The 17,844-nt window shown below is 73.5% G+C and carries 18 protein-coding genes and 1 tRNA gene; 14 read left to right on the top strand and 5 right to left on the bottom strand.

Annotated elements, in window-relative coordinates; genetic code table 11:
* Positions 1 to 25: 25 nt before the first annotated feature.
* The 5 genes from iolC to BZZ08_RS18735 are packed head-to-tail and all read left to right on the top strand — an operon-like array spanning position 26 to position 5,537.
* Positions 26 to 988 (top strand): 5-dehydro-2-deoxygluconokinase, encoded by a 963-nt coding sequence (gene iolC / locus BZZ08_RS18755; protein WP_104633405.1) that lies wholly within the window; start codon positions 26 to 28, stop codon positions 986 to 988.
* Positions 989 to 1,001: 13 nt separating this feature from the next.
* Positions 1,002 to 1,898 carry a Cgl0159 family (beta/alpha)8-fold protein gene (locus tag BZZ08_RS18750; protein WP_104633404.1) on the top strand — a complete coding sequence of 299 codons (897 nt, stop codon included), beginning with the start codon at positions 1,002 to 1,004 and terminating at the stop codon, positions 1,896 to 1,898.
* A 35-nt stretch (positions 1,899 to 1,933) separates the two neighbouring features.
* Entirely contained in the window at positions 1,934 to 2,830 is an 897-nt protein-coding gene (iolB, locus tag BZZ08_RS18745; RefSeq protein WP_104633403.1) for a 5-deoxy-glucuronate isomerase, read from the top strand.
* Positions 2,827 to 4,701, top strand: a complete 1,875-nt coding sequence (gene iolD, locus BZZ08_RS18740; protein ID WP_104633402.1) for a 3D-(3,5/4)-trihydroxycyclohexane-1,2-dione acylhydrolase (decyclizing) — start codon at positions 2,827 to 2,829, stop codon at positions 4,699 to 4,701. The genes iolB and iolD overlap by 4 nt, the downstream gene beginning before the upstream one ends.
* A gap of 50 nt (positions 4,702 to 4,751) precedes the next feature.
* Positions 4,752 to 5,537 carry a GntR family transcriptional regulator gene (locus BZZ08_RS18735; RefSeq protein ID WP_104633401.1) on the top strand — a complete coding sequence of 262 codons (786 nt, stop codon included), beginning with the start codon at positions 4,752 to 4,754 and terminating at the stop codon, positions 5,535 to 5,537.
* Positions 5,538 to 5,543: 6 nt separating this feature from the next.
* On the opposite strand, the gene BZZ08_RS18730 is transcribed toward BZZ08_RS18735, so the two are convergent.
* The gene (locus tag BZZ08_RS18730) at positions 5,544 to 6,530 is read right to left on the bottom strand and encodes an aldo/keto reductase (RefSeq protein ID WP_104633424.1); all 987 of its coding nucleotides are present in this window, start codon (positions 6,528 to 6,530) and stop codon (positions 5,544 to 5,546) included.
* A 97-nt stretch (positions 6,531 to 6,627) separates the two neighbouring features.
* On the opposite strand from BZZ08_RS18730, the gene BZZ08_RS18725 reads away from it, so the two are divergent.
* Positions 6,628 to 7,050 carry an ankyrin repeat domain-containing protein gene (locus BZZ08_RS18725; protein WP_104633400.1) on the top strand — a complete coding sequence of 141 codons (423 nt, stop codon included), beginning with the start codon at positions 6,628 to 6,630 and terminating at the stop codon, positions 7,048 to 7,050.
* Positions 7,051 to 7,121: 71 nt separating this feature from the next.
* Here BZZ08_RS18725 and BZZ08_RS18720 read toward each other — a convergent pair.
* Positions 7,122 to 7,195, bottom strand: a tRNA-Pro gene (locus BZZ08_RS18720).
* 100 nt (positions 7,196 to 7,295) lie between these two features.
* Here BZZ08_RS18720 and BZZ08_RS18715 point away from each other — a divergent pair.
* The 3 genes from BZZ08_RS18715 to BZZ08_RS18705 all read left to right on the top strand — a co-directional run bounded on the left by BZZ08_RS18715 (position 7,296) and on the right by BZZ08_RS18705 (position 10,874).
* Positions 7,296 to 7,832, top strand: coding sequence for a DUF309 domain-containing protein (locus BZZ08_RS18715; RefSeq protein ID WP_104633399.1), 537 nt, complete (start codon positions 7,296 to 7,298; stop codon positions 7,830 to 7,832).
* Between the two features lie 59 nt (positions 7,833 to 7,891).
* Positions 7,892 to 8,665, top strand: a complete 774-nt coding sequence (gene cobF / locus BZZ08_RS18710; protein WP_104633398.1) for a precorrin-6A synthase (deacetylating) — start codon at positions 7,892 to 7,894, stop codon at positions 8,663 to 8,665.
* Positions 8,666 to 8,753: 88 nt separating this feature from the next.
* Positions 8,754 to 10,874 carry an MDR family MFS transporter gene (locus BZZ08_RS18705; RefSeq protein WP_198601563.1) on the top strand — a complete coding sequence of 707 codons (2,121 nt, stop codon included), beginning with the start codon at positions 8,754 to 8,756 and terminating at the stop codon, positions 10,872 to 10,874.
* Here BZZ08_RS18705 and BZZ08_RS18700 read toward each other — a convergent pair.
* From BZZ08_RS18700 to BZZ08_RS18690, 3 genes are all read right to left on the bottom strand, one after another.
* The gene (locus tag BZZ08_RS18700; protein ID WP_104633396.1) at positions 10,801 to 11,574 is read right to left on the bottom strand and encodes a sulfite exporter TauE/SafE family protein; all 774 of its coding nucleotides are present in this window, start codon (positions 11,572 to 11,574) and stop codon (positions 10,801 to 10,803) included. The two genes, BZZ08_RS18705 and BZZ08_RS18700, sit on opposite strands and share 74 nt — an antisense overlap.
* Before the next feature lie 62 nt (positions 11,575 to 11,636).
* On the bottom strand, positions 11,637 to 13,163 hold the full coding sequence (locus BZZ08_RS18695; RefSeq protein WP_104633395.1) for a long-chain-fatty-acid--CoA ligase: 1,527 nt from the start codon (positions 13,161 to 13,163) through the stop codon (positions 11,637 to 11,639).
* Positions 13,164 to 13,225: 62 nt separating this feature from the next.
* A complete protein-coding gene (locus tag BZZ08_RS18690) occupies positions 13,226 to 14,413 on the bottom strand; it encodes a thiolase family protein (protein WP_104633394.1) in 1,188 nt (395 codons plus the stop codon).
* A gap of 178 nt (positions 14,414 to 14,591) precedes the next feature.
* Between BZZ08_RS18690 and BZZ08_RS18685 the strand changes: the two genes are divergently transcribed.
* From BZZ08_RS18685 to BZZ08_RS18665, 5 genes are all read left to right on the top strand, one after another.
* Positions 14,592 to 15,401: an alpha/beta hydrolase gene (locus tag BZZ08_RS18685; protein WP_104633393.1), complete on the top strand. Its 810-nt coding sequence runs from the start codon at positions 14,592 to 14,594 to the stop codon at positions 15,399 to 15,401.
* Positions 15,402 to 15,481: 80 nt separating this feature from the next.
* Positions 15,482 to 15,802, top strand: a complete 321-nt coding sequence (locus BZZ08_RS18680; RefSeq protein ID WP_241965509.1) for a WhiB family transcriptional regulator — start codon at positions 15,482 to 15,484, stop codon at positions 15,800 to 15,802.
* A complete protein-coding gene (locus BZZ08_RS18675) occupies positions 15,748 to 16,080 on the top strand; it encodes a DUF3140 domain-containing protein (protein ID WP_104633392.1) in 333 nt (110 codons plus the stop codon). Before BZZ08_RS18680 ends, BZZ08_RS18675 begins: the two co-directional genes overlap by 55 nt.
* Before the next feature lie 2 nt (positions 16,081 to 16,082).
* Positions 16,083 to 16,733, top strand: a complete 651-nt coding sequence (locus BZZ08_RS18670; RefSeq protein ID WP_104633391.1) for an endonuclease — start codon at positions 16,083 to 16,085, stop codon at positions 16,731 to 16,733.
* 137 nt (positions 16,734 to 16,870) lie between these two features.
* Complete coding sequence (locus BZZ08_RS18665; RefSeq protein ID WP_104633390.1) at positions 16,871 to 17,740, top strand: hypothetical protein; 870 nt, start codon at positions 16,871 to 16,873, stop codon at positions 17,738 to 17,740.
* Positions 17,741 to 17,844: the final 104 nt, after the last annotated feature.

Below are 17,844 nucleotides of genomic sequence, written 5' to 3'. Positions count from 1 at the left end.
CCGCCCAGCCCGAGGAGCGTCGCACATGGCCGAGTCAGTCCCGCGTTTCGATCTGATCACGATGGGCCGCATCGGGGTCGACCTCTATCCTTTGCAGACGGGCGTACCCCTGGCGGAGGTTGAGACCTTCGGCAAGTTTCTCGGCGGTTCGGCGTCCAACGTGGCGGTCGCCGCCGCCCGGCTCGGCCGCGCCACGGCCGTCGTCACCCGGACCGGCGACGACCCCTTCGGCGCCTATCTGCACGGCGCGCTGAAGGAGTTCGGCGTCGACGACCGCTGGGTCGCCCCGGTCGCCGCGTACCCGACCCCGGTGACGTTCTGCGAGATCTTCCCGCCGGACGACTTCCCGCTGTACTTCTACCGCCGCCCCAAGGCTCCCGACCTGGAGATCCACCCGGAGGAGCTGGACCTGGACGCGATCCGCGCGGCCTCGATCTTCTGGATGACCGGCACCGGGCTGAGCGAGGAACCGAGCCGTACGGCGACACTGGCCGCCCTCGCCCACCGCGCGAAGTCGGGCACCACGGTCTTCGACCTGGACTGGCGCCCCATGTTCTGGGCCGACCCGGACCAGGCCCGCCCGTACTACGCCGAGGCGCTCCGGCACGCGACCGTCGCGGTCGGCAACCTGGACGAGTGCGAGATCGCCACGGGCGTGCGCGAACCCCGCGCCTGCGCCGAGGCGTTGCTGGCGGCCGGAGTGGAACTGGCCGTCGTCAAGCAGGGCCCCGCGGGCGTCCTCGCCGTGCACCGCGACGGCCGGTCCGCCGAAGTGCCGCCGGTCCCCGTCGAGGTGGTCAACGGACTCGGCGCGGGCGACGCGTTCGGCGGCTCCCTGTGCCACGGTCTGCTCTCCGGCTGGGAGCTGGAGCGGATCATGCGGTACGCCAACGCGGCCGGCGCCCTGGTCGCCTCCCGTCTCGCCTGTTCCTCCGCGATGCCCACCGAGGCGGAGGTCGACGACCTCCTCGCGCGAGCCACTCCCTGAACGGAGCTTCGTCTTGTCCCCCAGCATCTCCAGCATCCCGGACCTCACCGCGGTCCGAGCCCGGCACCCGGAGGCGATCGCCGAGGCCGCGGCCCGCCGGGTACGCCGTCCGCTGATCGGCGACTCCGGCCGCCTGATGATCGTGGCCGCCGACCATCCGGCGCGCGGCGCGCTCGGCGTCGGCGACCGCAGGCTCGCCATGGCCAACCGGGCCGACCTGCTGGAACGCCTGTGCACCGCGCTGTCCCGGCCCGGCGTCGACGGGGTGCTCGCCACCGCGGACGTACTGGAGGACCTGCTGCTGCTCGGGGTGCTGGAGAACAAGGTCGTCATGGGTTCGATGAACCGCGGCGGACTCGCGGGCGCCGCCTTCGAGATGGACGACCGTTTCACCGGCCACCGCGCCGAGGACATCGCCCGGCTGCGCTTCGACGCCGGCAAGCTGCTGCTGCGCATCGACTACGACGACCCCGGCTCGCTGGCCACGCTGGAGGCGAGCGCCCGGGCGGTCGACGCCATGGCGGCACGCGAACTGCCGCTGTTCGTGGAGCCGTTCATCTCCCGGCGGATCGACGGCCGGGTGCGCAACGACCTGTCGGCCGAGGCCGTCACCCGCTCCATCGCCATCGCCTCCGGTCTCGGCGGCACCTCCGCCTACACCTGGCTGAAACTGCCCGTCACCCACGACCCGGACGACATGGCCGAGGTCCTGGAGACCTCCACGCTGCCCGCGGTGCTGCTCGGCGGCGACATAGGGGGCTCCCCCGCGGACCAGACCGCGGCCTACGAACGCTGGCGCAAGGCCCTGCGGCTGCCCACCGTGCAGGGCATGGTCGTCGGCCGCTCGCTGCTCTACCCGGCCGGGGGCAGCGTGGAACAGGCCGTGGACACGGCCGTCGGACTGCTGTGACCGGGTGTGACCGAGGAGAGGCGGAGGAGCGGACGATGACGTATCACCTTCCGGCGGGCAAGGCGGCGGCGGACGGCCCCTACACCGTGGACGTGACGCCCGAGAGCGCGGGCTGGGGCTACTCCGGGCTGCGGGTCGTGGACCTCGCCCCCGGCGCAGGCCACACCTTCGACAGCGGCGAGAGCGAGTGGATCGTCCTGCCGCTGAGCGGCGGCTGCACGGTCGCGACCGCCGACGACTTCGGCCACGACACCTTCGAACTCGACGGCCGTGCCGACGTGTTCAGCGGTGTCACCGACTTCGCGTACGTGCCGCGCGACGCCCGTACGACCCTGACGTCCACCGGCGGCGGCCGGTTCGCCCTGACCGGCGCCCGCTGCACCCGCCACCTGCCCGCCCGGTACGTCCCGGCGTCCTCGGTGCCGGTGGAGCTGCGGGGCACCGGGAACTGTTCACGGCAGGTCAACAACTTCGGCGCGGCGGGGGTGTTCGAGTGCGACCGGCTGATCGCGGTCGAGGTCGTCACGCCGGGCGGCAACTGGTCCTCCTTCCCGCCCCACAAGCACGACGAGCACCGGCCCGGCGAGGAGTCGGTGCTGGAGGAGATCTACTACTTCGAGTTCGCGGACCACGACGGCACCCCGGGCCTCGGCTACCAACGCGTCTCCCCCTCCGGGCAGGGACGGGGAACCGACGTGCTCGCCGAAGTGCGCGACGGGGACGTCGTGCTGATCCCCGACGGCTGGCACGGGCCGTCGATGGCGGTCCCCGGCCACCACATGTACTACCTCAACGTCATGGCCGGGCCGGAGCCCGAACGCGCCTGGCTGATCTGCGACCACCCCGACCACGCCTGGGTCCGCGACACCTGGCCCGAGCAGCCGGTCGACCCCCGGCTCCCCCTCTACACCGCACCGGAGAGGTCCGCATGAGCGCCGCCGTCACCCGCCGACTGACCACCGCCCAGGCCCTGGTGCGCTTCCTGGCCGCGCAGTACACCGAACGCGACGGCGTGCGGCACCGCCTGATCGCCGGCACCTGGGGCATCTTCGGCCACGGCAACGTGGCCGGCCTCGGCCAGGCGCTCGTCGAGTACCGCGAGGCGATGCCGTACCACCAGGGCCGCAACGAACAGGCCATGGTGCACGCGGCGGTCGGCCACGCCCGGCAGCTCAACCGCCTCTCCGCGCAGGCGGTGACGACGTCCATCGGCCCCGGCGCCACCAACCTGGTCACCGGCGCCGCGCTCGCCACCGTCAACCGGCTGCCGGTCCTGCTCCTGCCCGGCGACTACTTCGCCTCGCACGCCGCCGACCCGCTGCTGCAGCAGCTGGAGCACCCGGTCGAGGCCGACGTGTCCGTCAACGACGCCCTGCGGCCCGTGTCCCGGTACTTCGACCGGATCACCCGCCCCGAGGCGCTCCTCGCCTCCGCGCTCCAGGCGATGCGCGTGCTCAGCGACCCGGCGGAGACCGGCGCGGTCACCCTGGCACTGCCCCAGGACGTGCAGGCGGAGGCGTACGACTGGCCGCGGGAGTTCTTCGCCGACCGCGTCTGGCGGGTGCGCCGCCCCGTGCCCGACCCGGCGGAGCTGGCCGAGGCCGTCCGGGCGGTCCGCGCCGCCGCACGCCCGCTGATCGTGGCGGGCGGCGGCGTCCACCACAGCGAGGCCGAACAGGCCCTGAAGGCGCTGGTGGACGCCACCGGCATCCCGGTCGCCTCCACCCAGGCCGGCAAGGGCGCACTGCGCCACGACCACCCGGCGGACCTCGGCGGCATCGGCCACACCGGCACCGCGGTGAGCGACTCCCTGGCCCGCACCGCGGACCTGGTGATCGGCGTCGGCACCCGCTACTCGGACTTCACCACGGCCTCCGGCACCCTCTTCCAGCACCCCGGCGTCCGCTTCCTGAACCTCAACATCACCGCCTTCGACGCCCACAAGCTCGCCGCCGCCACCCTGGTGTGCGACGCCCGCTCGGGGCTCGCCGCGCTGACGCAGGCGCTGGCCGGGCACCGGGTGGACGCGGCGTACGAGAGCGAGTACCGCACGGGGAAGGCCCGTTGGGACGAGACGGTCGAGGCGGCCTTCCGCGCCGACGACGACGGCGCGGTGCCGACCCAGACGCAGGTGCTGGGCGCGCTGGACGCGGTCGTCGGCGACGAGGACGTGGTGATCAACGCGGCCGGTTCGCTCCCCGGCGACCTGCACAAGCTGTGGCGGGCCCGCTCCCCGCGCCAGTACCACCTGGAGTACGGCTACTCCTGCATGGGCTACGAGATCCCGGCCGCGCTCGGCGTCCAGCAGGCCGCGCCCGACGTCCCCGTGTGGGCCCTGGTCGGCGACGGCACGTACCTGATGAACCCCACGGAGATCGTCACGGCGGTCCAGGAGAACCTGCCGGTGAAGCTGGTCCTGGTCCAGAACCACGGCTACGCCTCCATCGGCGGCCTGTCCGAGTCGGTGGGTGCCGAGCGCTTCGGCACCGACTACCGCCACCGCGTCGCCGACGGCTCCTTCACCGGCGCCCCGCTCCCCGTCGACCTCGCGGCCAACGCGGCCAGCCTCGGCATGGACGTACTGCGCGCCAAGACGGTGCGGGAGCTGCGCGAGGCGCTGTCGACGGCCCGCGCGGCGACCCGCCCGACGTGTGTGTACGTCGAGACGGCGCCCGCGTCGGACGCCCTCCCGGCTCAGGCGTGGTGGGACGTGCCGGTGGCCGAGGTGTCGGCCCGCGAGGCCGCCACGGACGCGCGGGCGGCCTACGAGCGCGCGGTCGCCGACCGACGCCGCCACCTCTGAGGTTCTCGGCTCCCCCGACAGCCCGTCCCCTACGCAAGGGAGGTACGTCCATGGCGAAGCCCGGCGACCCCGCACGTGCCGTGACCGCCCCCGTGATCAGCACCCTGGACTTCGCCCTGGACCGCGGCAGCCCGGTGCCGCTCTACTACCAGTTGGCCCAGCAGCTGGAGGCGGCGATCGAGCACGGCGTGCTCGCGCCGGGGAACCTGCTGGGCAACGAGGTCGACCTCTCCGTCCGCCTCGGCCTGTCCCGGCCGACCGTCCGGCAGGCGATCCAGTCGCTGGTCGACAAGGGGCTCCTGGTGCGGCGGCGCGGGGTCGGCACCCAGGTGGTGCACAGCCAGGTCAAGCGTCCGCTGGAACTGAGCAGCCTCTACGACGACCTGGAGGCGGCCGGGCAGGGCCCCGGCACCCGGGTGGTGCGCAACGAGCGCGTCCCGGCCACCGCCGAGGTCGCGGCGGCCCTCGGCGTCCCGGAGGGCACCGAGGTCGCCGTCCTGGAGCGGCTGCGCCTCACCCACGGGCAGCCGGTGGCGATGCTGTGCAACCACCTCCCGGCGGGCCTGCTGGAACTCGACGACGCCCGCCTGGAGTCGACCGGTTTGTACCGGATGATGCGCTCCCGTGGCATCACCCTGCACAGCGCCCGCCAGACCGTCGGCGCCCGCATCGCCTCCCGCGAGGAGGCCGGGCTCCTGGGCGAGCAGGAGGGCGCCGCGCTGCTCACCATGCGGCGGATCGCGTACGACGACACCGGACGGCCGGTCGAGTACGGGACACACGTCTACCGCGCGTCCCGTTACGCGTTCGACTTCCAGCTGCTGGTCAGGAACTGACCGGCCTCAGTGGACCGCGTCCAGGCGGGCACGCTGGTCCGCCGTCAGTTCCAGCTCCACGGCCGCCAGGTTCTCCTCCAGCTGGGCCACCGACGAGGCCCCGGCCAGTGGCACGATCGGCAGTTCCGCGCCGATCTGCCAGGCGAGGACGACCTGGTTGACCGTGGCCCCGGTCTCCCGGGCGACCTCGCGGAGCACGGCGAGCCGGGCCGGGGTGCCCGGATGGTCGTAGTCCGGGGGCAGCGGCTTGTCCTCGCGGACGTAGGCACCGGCCAGCAACGGCGAGTAGGCGACCAGGGTCAGGTCCCGCTCGGCCCGCAGGTAGCCGAGGAGTTCGGCGCCGGCGTGGGCCAGGCTGCCGTACGGGGAGAACTCGCTGGGCACGTCGAAGCGGGGGCGCAGGTGGCTGTGCTGGTACTGCAGCACCTCGTAGCCGGGCAGTCCGGCCGCGGCGGCCAGGGCCCGGGCCCGTTCGACGCGCCACATCGCCTGGTTGCTGACGCCGAGCAGTCCGACGGTGCCCTCCGCGACCAGTGCGCCGAACCCCTCGACGGTCTCGCGCTGCTCCACGGTGAAGTCGTCGAGGTGCGCGTAGAGCAGGTCCAGCTTGTCCATGCCGAGCCGTTCCCGGCTGCGGTCGGCGGCCTCGCGGATCACCTTGGCCGACAGGCCCTCCGGGTTGTCGGTGTAGTGGGTGCCGGGTGCCAGCGGACGCGCGCCGAGTTTGGTGGCGATCACGACCTCGTCGCCGACCCCGCGGCTGCGCCGCCAGCGCCCGAGGAGTTCCTCGCTCTGGCCGCCCTGGCCGCCGTCGGTCCAGAAGGCGTAGTTGTCGGCGGTGTCGATGAAGTTCCCGCCGGCCTCCACATAGCGGTCGAGGACGGCGAACGAGGTCCGCTCGTCGGTCCGCGAGCCGAACAGCATCGCGCCGAGCGCGAGCACACTCACCTCACGGCGGTGCGCCGGATCGGCGCCTATGGTGCGGTACTTCATGGTGATCCTCCCCATTCGTTCCCGGTCGTCCGGGTACGCAGGGGAGTCTTCAATTTGAAGTGCGCTTCAAGTCAAGCGCCACGTAATCTCGGCTCGCGTGAACAGGCGAAAGCACAAGAGACTGTCCCGGCGTCTCGTCGACGCCGCGCTCGTCGGCGACCTGTCGCGGGTGCGGTCCGCGCTGCGCGCCGGAGCACCGGCCGAGACGGCGGACCCGACCGGGAGCACCCCGCTGTACGTGGCGTCCGTGAACGGGGCCGCCGACATCGTCCGCGTCCTGCTGGCCGCCGGAGCCCGGCCCGACACGGAGAGCGGGATCGGCTCGGAGGGCACACCACTGTGCGGGGCTGCCTGCTGGGGCCACACGGAGGCCGTCCGCGCACTCCTCGAACACGGCGCCGACCCGAACCTGCGCGAGGACCACGGCACCGGCCGGGCACCACTGGACTGGGCGTCGAAGGGACCGTACCCGGAGACGATGGACCTGCTCGTCACCGCGGGCGCACGACCGCGGGACTGACCGCCGGGAGGCGGCGACAGCACGAGAAAAGGGCCCCCACGGACTCCCGTCCGTGCAGGCCCTCCACACCGTCGGGACGACAGGATTTGAACCTGCGACCCCTTGACCCCCAGTCAAGTGCGCTACCAAGCTGCGCCACGTCCCGGTGTGCTCACGCGCGGTGTACCGCGCGATCACGCGGACAGCACTTTACCCCACACACCGGGCGACGCCTAAGCGGGCGTCGGCGAGGGACAATCGGTCCCATGGACAGCCCTGCCGACAACCCCGTGGACCGCACCGCCTCCGACCGCCCGGCGGAGGGGCGGGACCGTGACGACGAGGGCCGGGCGCGCAACGCCCGGCCCCGGGACGGGCTCGGACGCCCGCTGCCGTACGGCGCGGACGGTGTGGACCGCCAGCCCGAGGGCGTCGTACGGGCCCCGGAGGAGACCGTCGCCGAGGCGCAGCGGCTGCTGGACGGCGGGAAGCCGTTCCACGCGCACGAGGTCTTCGAGGACGCCTGGAAGTCGGGGCCCGACGAGGAGCGGGAGCTGTGGCGGGGCATGGCCCAGCTGGCCGTCGGCCTCACGCACTCCGCGCGCGGCAATGTCACCGGCGGGGCCAGGCTGCTGCGGCGCGGGGCGGGCGCCGTGACCGAGTGGGCGGCATCGGCCGGGCGGAAGCGGCCGTACGGGATGGATCTGGGGGCGGTCGCCGGGTGGGCCCGGGAGCTGGCCGGTGAGGTGGAGGGCGGCGGGACCGTGGACGCGGCGGCGCGGGCGCCCCGGCTGCGGGGCTGAACCCGCAGCCGGGGCAGCCCGGCCGGGGCGTTGTCGGAGGCGTACGGCAGACTCGTGGCGTGCGGACCATTCATGTGATCGGAATCGGCGCGGGCGACCCCGACCAGCTGACGCTCCAGGCAGTCGCGGCGCTGCGGAGCACGGACGTGTTCTTCGTCCTGGACAAGGGCGAGGCCAAGGCCGACCTGGTGCGGCTGCGCCGGGACATGCTGGAGACGCACATACCGGAGGGGGCGTACCGGGTCGTCGAGGCGCGCGACCCCGAGCGGGACCGCGGCGCGGGCGGGGCGGCGTACTCCCCCGCGGTCGGGGACTGGCGCAGTGCCCGCGCGGGCATCTACGAGCGGCTGATCGCCGAGGAGCTGGGCGAGGACGAGAGCGGCGCGTTCCTGGTGTGGGGCGACCCGGCGCTCTACGACAGCACGCTGGGCATCCTGGAGGAGATCCTGGAGCGCGGCTCGGTGGCGTTCGAGTACGACGTGGTGCCCGGCATCAGCAGCGTCTCCTCCCTCGTCGCCCGGCACCGGACCGGGCTGAACCGGGTGGCGCGCCCGGTGCAGATCACCACGGGGCGGCGGCTCGCCGAGGGCTTCCCCGAGGACGCGGACGACGTCGTCGTGATGCTCGACGCCCACCAGACCTTCCGGCAGTACGCGGACCAGGACATCGACATCTACTGGGGCGCCTACCTGGGCACCCCGGACGAGATCCTCGACTCCGGCCCGATCGCCGAGGCCGCGCCCCGCATCGAGCGGCTGCGCGCCGAGGCGCGGGAGCGCAAGGGCTGGATCATGGACACGTACCTGCTGCGGCGCAACCCCGGCGACCGCTGACCGGGCCGGTCCCGACCGGGTCCTCTGGGCACACCCGGGCGGACCGTCCCCGCATGCGTGGCCGGTGCACGGGTGTGATCGTGACCGTGTGACAGTCGCCGAGGAATCGCCGCGGACCGCCGCCTCCCAGCCGCCCGTGCTGGACCGGCGGCGCCGCAACGTCGTCTTCGTCACGATCATGCTCGGTATGCTCCTCGCGGCCCTGGACCAGACGATCGTGGGCACCGCGCTGCCCACGATCGTGTCGGACCTGGGCGGTGCCGAACACATGTCGTGGGTGGTGACCTCGTACCTGCTCGCGGAGACCGTGGCGACGGTCCTGGTCGGCAAGTTCGGTGACCTGTTCGGCCGCAAGGTGGTCTTCCAGGTGTCCGCGGTCGTGTTCATCACCGGCTCGTTCCTGTGCGGGCTCGCGACGAACATGCCGCTGCTGATCCTCTGGCGGGCGGTGCAGGGCGTCGGCGCGGGCGGCCTGATGGTGACGTCGATGGCGCTGATCGCGGACGTCATCCCGCTGCGGGAGCGGGGCAAGTACCAGGGCGCGATCGGCGCGGTGTTCGGGGTCGCGACCGTCATCGGGCCGCTGCTGGGCGGGCTGTTCACCGACCACCTGTCCTGGCGCTGGGCCTTCTACGTCAACGTGCCCATCGCGGTCGTCGTCGTGATCGCCGCCGCCCGCACCATCCCGGTGGTGAAGTCGGCGGCCCGTCCCGTCATCGACTACCTGGGCATCGCGCTGGTCGCGGTCGGCGCCAGCGCGCTGATCCTGGCGACCAGCTGGGGCGGCAACCAGTACGCGTGGGGCTCGGCCGTGATCATCGGCCTGTTCGCGGGCGGGCTGATCGCGCTCGGCCTGTTCTGCTGGGTGGAGACCCGGGCGGCCGAACCGATGCTGCCGATGCGGCTGTTCTCCAACCCGGTGTTCACGGTCTGCTCGATCCTCAGCTTCATCGTCGGCTTCGCCATGCTGGGCGCGCTGACGTACCTGCCGACGTATCTGCAGTACGTGGACGGGGACTCGGCCACCGTCTCCGGGGTGCGGACGCTGCCGATGGTGGCGGGGCTGCTGATCGCCTCGGTGTTCAGCGGCAACGTGGTCAGCAAGACGGGCCGCTACCGGCTGTTCCCGATCGCGGGCACGCTGGTGATGGGCGTCGGCCTGTACCTGATGTCGCTGATGGGTCCGGCCACGGGCGCGGGGCTCGAATCGCTGTACATGTTCGTCCTCGGCACGGGGATCGGCCTGTCCATGCAGGTGCTGACCATCGCCGTGCAGAACACCGTCGAATACGCCGACCTCGGCACCGCGACCTCCGGCGTCACCTTCTTCCGCACGCTGGGCAGTTCCTTCGGCACCGCCGTGTTCGGCACGATCTACGCCAACGCGCTCGGCCCCAACCTGCGTGACGGCGTCACGGCGGCGGCCCGCACCGGGGCCGCCGACCCGTCGGTGATCGCCAGGGCGTCGACCAGTCCGGAGGGCGTGCACCGGTTGCCGCCCCCGGCGTCGGCGCCGATCGTCGGCGCGTACGCGGACACCATCCAGACCGTGTTCCTGTGGACGGTGCCGGTCGCGGTCCTGGGCTTCGTCGTCGCCCTGTTCCTCAAGCAGGTCCAGCTGCGCGACAGCGCCCGCGCGGGCTCCACGGACATGGGCGAGGGCTTCGCCTCACCGCACGACGCCAACAGCAGGCGGACGCTGGAGGCTTCCGTCGGGAAGATCATCGGCGGTACGGAACTGGACACCGCGCGCCGGATCGTCGCGGACAGCGACACCCGGCTGGACGTCGCCGGCGCCTGGGCGGTGATGCAGGTGGACCTGTTCACGCGGCTGGTCGGGCACGCCAGCCTCGGCCTGATCGCCGCCCGCCGCCGGCTCCCGCCGGAGGTGCTGCTGCCGGTCTTCGACCGGATGGTGGAGGAGGGGTTCCTGACCCGCCACGGCTCCCTGCTCTCCCACACCGACGCGGGGGCCCGCGAGGCGCTGGTGATCGGCCGGGCCTGGGCGACCTGGCTGGAGGACCGGGTGGAGCGGGACATCGGCCGCCCCACGGACGCGGAGCTGCGCGCCGCCGTCGACGCCATCGCCAAGCGGCTGCTGGTGGAGGACCTCAGCAGCGGTCTCCCGGAACGCGTCAGGCGAGCAGGAGCTGAAGACCGCCCACCACCGTCGCCGCGATCACCAGACGCTCGAACAGGCGTTGGTTGATGCGGTTCACGGCCCATTTGCCGAGCAAGGCGCCGGGCACCACGAAGACGACCAGCGCCGCGTCGAGCAGCAGCGAGTGGCCGTCGATCAGGCCGAGGCCCGCGCTGAAGGGCAGCTTGGAGACGTTGACGATCAGGAAGAAGAACGCCGACGTGCCCAGGAAGCCGAGTTTCCGGAACCCCGCGGAGAGCAGGTACAGCGACATCACCGGGCCGCCCGCGTTGGCGACCATCGTGGTGAAGCCGCCCAGGACTCCGTACGAGCGGGCCTTCACCCGGCCGGCGCGCGAGGTGACCTCGTCCGGTTGCTCGGCGGCGTCGGCCTGCCGCCGGCGCCACACCGTCACCCCGGCCATGAGGAGCAGGATCGCGCCGATCGACGTGCGCACGACCGCGTCGTCGGCCCACACCAGGAACACGGTGCCGACCACCACGCCCACCCCGACCGCCGGGAACAGCCGCCACAGGGTGGGCCAGTGCGCGTGGCGCCGGTAGGTGAGGACGGCCAGGATGTCACCGGCGATCAGGATCGGCAGCAGGATGCCGGTGGAGGCGCGGGCGGGCAGGACCGCCGCGAAGATCGCGAGGCTGACCGTGTTGGCCCCGCTCACCGCGGTCTTGGAGAAGCCGACGAGCAGGGCCGCGAAGGCGAGGGCGGCGAATTCCCAGCCGGTGAGGTGCCAGAGCGTCATGGTGTCCATTGCGGGGACCGATGCTATGCCCGGCCCACCGGCGCGGTGAGCACCGTCTCGCCCATCGGTCCTCAGTGGTCGGTGTACCGCACGCGCAGCTCCCGCTTCAGCACCTTCATGCTCGGCCCGAGCGGCAGCTCGTCCGCGAACTCGACCCGGCGCGGGTACTTGTGCCGCCCGAGGTGCCGCTTGGACCACTCGGTGACGTCCCCGGCGTCCGCAACCGCCGCGTCGGCCGTCGTGCCGGGGGCGCGCACGACCACGGCGCAGACCTCCTCGCCGTGCAGTTCGTCCGGGAGGCCGATGACGGCGACCTGTGCGATGCCGGGGTGGCGCAGCAGCACCTCCTCGACCTCCCGCGGATAGACGTTGTAGCCGCCCCGGATGATGACGTCCTTCTTCCGGTCGACGATCCTCAGGAAGCCGTCCTCGTCCTTGGTGCCCAGGTCCCCGGTGCGGAACCAGCCGTCGACGAGTGCCTCCGCGGTGGCCTCGGGGCGGCCGAGGTAGCCGGAGAAGACGTTGTGGCCGCGGACGACGACCTCGCCCAGCTCGCCGGGCGGCAGCAGTTCCACCGCGCCCTCGACCTCGGCGCGGGCGATCTCCACGTCGACGCCCCACAGCGGGTGGCCGATGGTGCCGGGCCTGGCGCCGAACACCGGCTGGTTCACGGCGGCCGCCGGAGAGGTCTCCGACAGCCCGTACCCCTCGTAGATCTTCGCCCGGAAGGCCTCCTCGAACCGTTCGAGGACGGCCACCGGCAGCGAGGCGCCGCCGGAGATACACACCCGCAGCTCCGGCAGGACCGCGGCCCCGGCCGCCGCGGCGGCGAGGGCGACGAACATGGTCGGCACCCCGTGGAACGTGTTGACGCCCTCCTTCACCATCAGCTCGACGGCGCGCGCCGCGTCGAAGCGCGGCAGCAGGACGAGGGTCGCGCCCGCCCGCCAGGTGGAGTTCAGGGAGACCGTCTGGCCGAAGGCGTGGAAGAGGGGCAGCGCGCCGAGCGCCACGTCGTCGGGCCGGATGTCGTTGGCGTCGAAGGCGTTGACCGTCGCGTTCATCACCAGGTTGAAGTGGCTGAGCACGGCGCCCTTGGGAACGCCGGTCGTGCCGCTGGTGTAGAAGACGACGGCCGGGTCGTCGGCGTTACGGGTGACGTAGGAGGGCAGCGGCTCGGCGTCCGCGGCGAGTTTGTCGAACTCCTCGCCGAGCGTGATCATCCGTACGCCGGTCTCCCGCGCGGCGGCCGCTCCGGTCCCGGCCTGCGCCGGATGGCACAGCAGCAGGGTGGCACCGCTGTCGCGCAGCACGTGCTCGACCTCGGCCGCCGACAGCAGCAGGTGCACCGGCACCACGACGGCTCCGGCCGCGGCGGCGGCGTAGTACGCGACGGGGAAGTCGGCGGTGTTCGGTGCCATCAGCGCCACCCGGTCCCCGGGCCGGACGTCCAGGCCGGCCAGGGCACCGGCCCGGGCGCGGGCCCGCCGCCACACCTCGGCGAAGGTCAGCCGCAGGTCGCCCTCGACGAGCGCCTCCTTGTCGGGACGGCGCCGGGCGTTCTCGGCCAGGATGGCGGCGACGGAGAGGGTTGCCATGGGGTGTTGCTCCGTTTCCTTGCTGCGGCTCTGCAGAGGGGGTGGCTTCGACCGGCGCGGGCCTAGTGGCGTTCGACGAGGACCGCGCTGCCCTGCCCCACGCCCACGCACATCGTGGCCAGCCCGCGGCCGGCCCCCGTGCGGCGCATGCGGTGGAGCAGGGTGGTGAGGATGCGGGCGCCGGAGCAGCCGAGCGGGTGGCCCAGCGCGATGGCACCGCCGGTGGGGTTGACCAGGTCGGGGTCGATGCCGAGCCGGTCGACGCAGGCGAGGGCCTGGGCGGCGAACGCCTCGTTGAACTCGGCCTCCGCGAGGTCGCCGACGCTCCAGCCGGCCCGGGCGAGCACCTTGCGGGTGGCCGGGACCGGGCCGATGCCCATGACGTCGGGGTGGACACCGGCCGAGCCGCCCGCGACGTAGCGGCCCAGCGACTCCAGGCCGAGGTCGTTCAGCGCCTCCTCGCTGACCAGGAGGAGGCCCGCGGCGCCGTCGTTCATGGGGGAGGCGTTGCCCGCGGTGACCGTGCCGCCGGGGCGGAAAACCGGCTTGAGGCGGCTCAGCTTCTCCAGGGAGGTGTCCTCGCGGACGCACTCGTCGGTGTCGACGACCACGCCGTCCGGGCGCTCGACGGGGAGGATCTCGTCGTCGAAGTGACCGTTCTTCCGGGCCTCGGCGGCGAGGCGGTGGCTGCGCAGGGCGAACTCGTCCTGGCGCTCGCGCGGGACGCCGTACCGCTCGGCGACCTCCTCGGCCGTCTCCCCCATGGCGAGCAGTCCGTGCAGGTCCTTCATCGCCGGGTTGACCAGGCGCCAGCCGAGCCGGGTGTCGGCGGTCTCGATGCGGTGCGGCAGCGCCTCGTCGGGGCGGGGCAGCACGAAGGGGGCGCGGCTCATGGACTCGGAGCCGCCGGCCAGCACGATGTCGGCCTCACCCGCGGCGATGGTGCGGGCGGCGGTGGTGACGGCTTCGAGACCGGAGGCGCACAGCCGGTTGACGGTGGCGCCGGGCACGGTCTCGGGCAGGCCCGCGAGCAGGGCGGCCATCCGGGCGACGTTGCGGTTGTCCTCGCCCGCCTGGTTGGCGGCGCCCCAGTAGACGTCGTCGATCCGGGCCGGGTCCAGCGCGGGCACGTCGGCGACCAGGCCCCGGATCACGGCGGCGGCGAGGTCGTCGGGCCGTACGGCGGACAGCGCGCCGCGCAGCTTGCCGATCGGGGTGCGGCGGGCGGCCGCGAAGTGGACGGGACGCACGAAAGACTCCTGACCGTCGTCGCGCGGTCACCGGACGGCGCACCGCCGCCGCGTCGACCATCACGAACCTTGCTGAACACCAGCCTTAATTAGCACTGCTAGTTTTGGACTATAGACCGCCGGACGGGGTCCTGGGAAGATCCTCCGGAGGACCGTCGCCGACACAGCCGGAGAAGACATGGCCGAGGCCCGCGAGCACACGCTGACCGGGACGCGGGGGCGGATCGCCGTCCGCGAGTGGCCCGCCGGGCGCCCCCGCTACGTCGCGCTGCTGGTCCACGGGTACGGCGAGCACACCGGGCGCTACGAGGAGGTGGCGGACGTGCTGACCGGACACGGCGCGGCCGTCTACGCGCCGGACCACACCGGGCACGGGCGCTCGGACGGCGAGCGGGTGGTGATCGAGGACTTCGAGGACGTGGTCACCGACGTGCACACCGTGGCGGATCTCGCCCGCGCCGCCCACCCCGGCCTGCCGGTCGTCCTGATCGGACACTCCATGGGCGGCCTCGTCGCCGCCCGCTACGCCCAGCGCCACCCCGGCGAGCTGACGGCGCTGGTGCTGTCGGGGCCCGTCATCGGCGACTGGGAGCTGCCGCGCCGGCTGCTCGCCCTGGCGGAGATCCCCGACACCCCGATCAGCCCGGCCTCGCTCTCCCGCGACCCGGCGGTGGGAGCGGCGTACGCGGCGGACCCGCTGGTGTGGCACGGGCCGATGAAGCGGCCGACGCTTCAGGCGTTCGTGCGGACGCTGGAGACCGTGGCCGAGGGCGGCGACGTCGGCCGGCTGCCGCTGCTGTGGGTGCACGGGGACGACGACCGGCTGGTGCCGCTGCCCGGCAGCCGCGTCGGCGTCGAGCCGCTGAGCGGCGGCGACCTGACCGAGCGGATCTACCCGGGCGCCCGGCACGAGGTCTTCAACGAGACGAACCGGGCGGAGGTGTTCGCGGACGTCACGCGCTTCCTGGACGGCGTCCTCGCCCGCTGACCCGGCCCGGCGCCCGCGGGGCCCGCGGCGGCCGTCCATCCGGAGTTTGTCCCCGGCGTCCCCTGGGCACCCGCGCCCGCATGGAGTGGTTGCGCCGCGCCGCCTGCGTGGATGAGGACCCCGATCTGTTCTTCCCGGTGGGCACCGCCGGACCCGCCCTGCGGGACACGGCGGCCGCCAAGCGGGTCTGCGCCAGATGCCCGGTGACCCCCGAGTGCCTGACGTTCGCGCTGGAGTCGGGGCAGACGTCGGGCGTGTGGGGCGGCACCGACGAGGCGGAGCGCGTCGCGCTGCTCCGGCTGACCGCGCGACACGCACGTACGCACGACGAAATGAAGGACACCTCATGGCCGACGCCCTCGAACTCGACGCGCTGTGGGAGGACTTCCACCGCGTGGTGAACATGACCTCCGCGGAACTCGCGGACTGGCTCCGGGTGCGCGACTCCGGTGAGCTGACCGAGCCGCTGCCGGACGACGCCGGGCCGCCGCTGGGCCGGCACGTCCTCGCGATCCTGCAGAAGCGGCGTACCGACCTGACCGAGGACGACCTGCGGGCGATGCGCGAGGTCGTGGACACCGTGACCTCGCAGGCCGACCTGGAGAACGAGCCCCGGTCCGACGACACCCGGCTCAGGCACCGGCTCATGACGGTCGGTCACGATCCGCTGAAGCCCTAGCGGTGGGCCGCGACCAACGGCGGACCGTGCGCGAACTCGTCGACGCGCACGGGCGGACGTACGCCGAGGAGGCGGGCATCCATCTGAAGGACACCCCGCAGCCGCTGTACCGGCTGCTGGTCCTCGCGCACCTGCTCAGCGCCCGCATCAGCGCCTCCATCGCGGTCGCCGCCGCCCGCGCCCTGAGCGAGGCGGGACTGCGCGACCCGCGCCGCATGGCGGACGCCACCTGGCAGGAGCGGGTGGACGCGCTCGGCCGGGGCGGCTACCGGCGCTACGACGAGCGTACCGCCGGCCAGCTCGGCGAGGCCGCCGCCCTGCTGATCGAGCGCTGGGGCGGTGACCTGCGCCGGCTCCGCGCCGAGGCGGACGGCGACGTCCCCGGGATACGGCGGCTGCTCCAGGAGTTCCCCGGAGTGGGCCCGACCGGCGCGGACATCTTCCTGCGGGAGGCCCAGCTGGTCTGGCCGGAGGCGGGGCCACGCCTGGACCGCAAGGCACTCCAGGGTGCCGAGCGACTCGGGCTGCCCGGCGACCCGGACCGGCTCCTCTCCCTGGCCGGGAAGACGGAACCCGCCGTCCTGGCGGCGGCGCTGGTGCGTGCGGCGGTGGACAAGGACGTGGCCGAGGACACCCTCGGCCGCGTCGGCTGAGCGCGCCGGGCCCGGCGGATGGACCCGCTCCCGCCGCCCGGCCGCGCCGGTCACCCGAACAGGCCCGTGCGCTGGTGCGCCCCCGGCCCCGGTGATGCGCTGAGGACACCGTTTCCCGTCCCAGGAGGCATCCCGCGATGAGCCGTCGTCCGTCCCACCCCGTCCGTCTCCTGGCCTCCGCCCTGGCGGCGGGCGCGCTGCTGACCACCGCGGCCTGCTCGGACGGCGGCGGGTCGGAGAGCGCCTCGGACACCGCCGCCGAACAGGCCGGGGTCGCCCGGCAGAACGCGGCGAAGCAGACCCCGAGCGGCTCGCCCACGAACTCCCCGACGGGCTCCCCCAGCGCCTCCCCCGCAGCCCTCACCGAGTCCGGCGCCAAGGCCGCGCTGCTCACCGAGGCCGACCTGGAGGGCGGCTGGAACCAGGTCCAGGACGCGGACAAGTGGCGCGACCGGCTGCTCGTCGGCAAGGTCGACGTGGCCGGCTTCCTCACCGCCAAGGCCGCCGCGACGGACTGCCAGGCCCTGCTGGACGCCCTCTACGGCGACGACCTGCTGGGCGACCCCTCCGGGCCGTCGGCCCTCACCGGCTTCGAGCAGGGCGACTCCCGCCTGCTCGAACAGGTCGCCGGGTACGACCGCGCCGGTCTGGACGCCCGTATGAAGTGGCTGCGGACCCTGCCGGACACCTGCGACGAGTTCACCGCCACCGGCTCCGGGGGCGCCAAGCGCACGGTCCAGGTGACCGAGGCGTCGGTGCCCGACGTGGGCGACGCCCGTACGGGGCTGCGGGTGACCGTGCGGGGCGACGCCGACGGCGGCCCGGCCACGCTCACCCTGGACATCGCCACGGTCCGCGTCGACACCTCCGCCGTCACCGTCATGGGCGGCGGCCTGGACGGCGGGCAGACCGACGCCGTCGAGCAGGCGGTACGCCAGGGCACCGAGCGCCTCAAGACCGTCCTGGACGGCGGCACCCCCTCGCCGCAGCCCGCCGACCTGGACTGACCCCGACCGGGCTCCACCGCGTCGTGCGCACATCCGGCGAAACCCGGACAGGGTGATCACCGGGCGGCACAATGGTGCGCGACGGACGGCGCACCCGCGAAGGA

Origin of the sequence: Streptomyces sp. MH60 (assembly GCF_002939385.1) — a bacterium.
Lineage (GTDB): Bacteria > Actinomycetota > Actinomycetes > Streptomycetales > Streptomycetaceae > Streptomyces.
The sequence above is the reverse complement of the archived record's forward strand: the minus strand, read 5'-3'. Positions and strand labels throughout refer to the sequence as shown.

Excerpts from the sequence above, each read along its gene's own strand:
- BZZ08_RS18735 (WP_104633401.1), top strand. The coding sequence starts at position 4,752 with ATGGCGAAGCCCGGCGACCCCGCACGTGCCGTGACCGCCCCCGTGATC.
- BZZ08_RS18665 (WP_104633390.1), top strand. The coding sequence starts at position 16,871 with ATGAGCCGTCGTCCGTCCCACCCCGTCCGTCTCCTGGCCTCCGCCCTG.
- BZZ08_RS18695 (WP_104633395.1), bottom strand. The coding sequence starts at position 13,163 with ATGGCAACCCTCTCCGTCGCCGCCATCCTGGCCGAGAACGCCCGGCGC.
- iolC (WP_104633405.1), top strand. The coding sequence starts at position 26 with ATGGCCGAGTCAGTCCCGCGTTTCGATCTGATCACGATGGGCCGCATC.
- BZZ08_RS18700 (WP_104633396.1), bottom strand. The coding sequence starts at position 11,574 with ATGGACACCATGACGCTCTGGCACCTCACCGGCTGGGAATTCGCCGCC.
- BZZ08_RS18730 (WP_104633424.1), bottom strand. The coding sequence starts at position 6,530 with ATGAAGTACCGCACCATAGGCGCCGATCCGGCGCACCGCCGTGAGGTG.
- BZZ08_RS18675 (WP_104633392.1), top strand. The coding sequence starts at position 15,748 with ATGGCCGACGCCCTCGAACTCGACGCGCTGTGGGAGGACTTCCACCGC.
- iolB (WP_104633403.1), top strand. The coding sequence starts at position 1,934 with ATGACGTATCACCTTCCGGCGGGCAAGGCGGCGGCGGACGGCCCCTAC.
- BZZ08_RS18715 (WP_104633399.1), top strand. The coding sequence starts at position 7,296 with ATGGACAGCCCTGCCGACAACCCCGTGGACCGCACCGCCTCCGACCGC.
- iolD (WP_104633402.1), top strand. The coding sequence starts at position 2,827 with ATGAGCGCCGCCGTCACCCGCCGACTGACCACCGCCCAGGCCCTGGTG.
- BZZ08_RS18680 (WP_241965509.1), top strand. The coding sequence starts at position 15,482 with ATGGAGTGGTTGCGCCGCGCCGCCTGCGTGGATGAGGACCCCGATCTG.
- BZZ08_RS18685 (WP_104633393.1), top strand. The coding sequence starts at position 14,592 with ATGGCCGAGGCCCGCGAGCACACGCTGACCGGGACGCGGGGGCGGATC.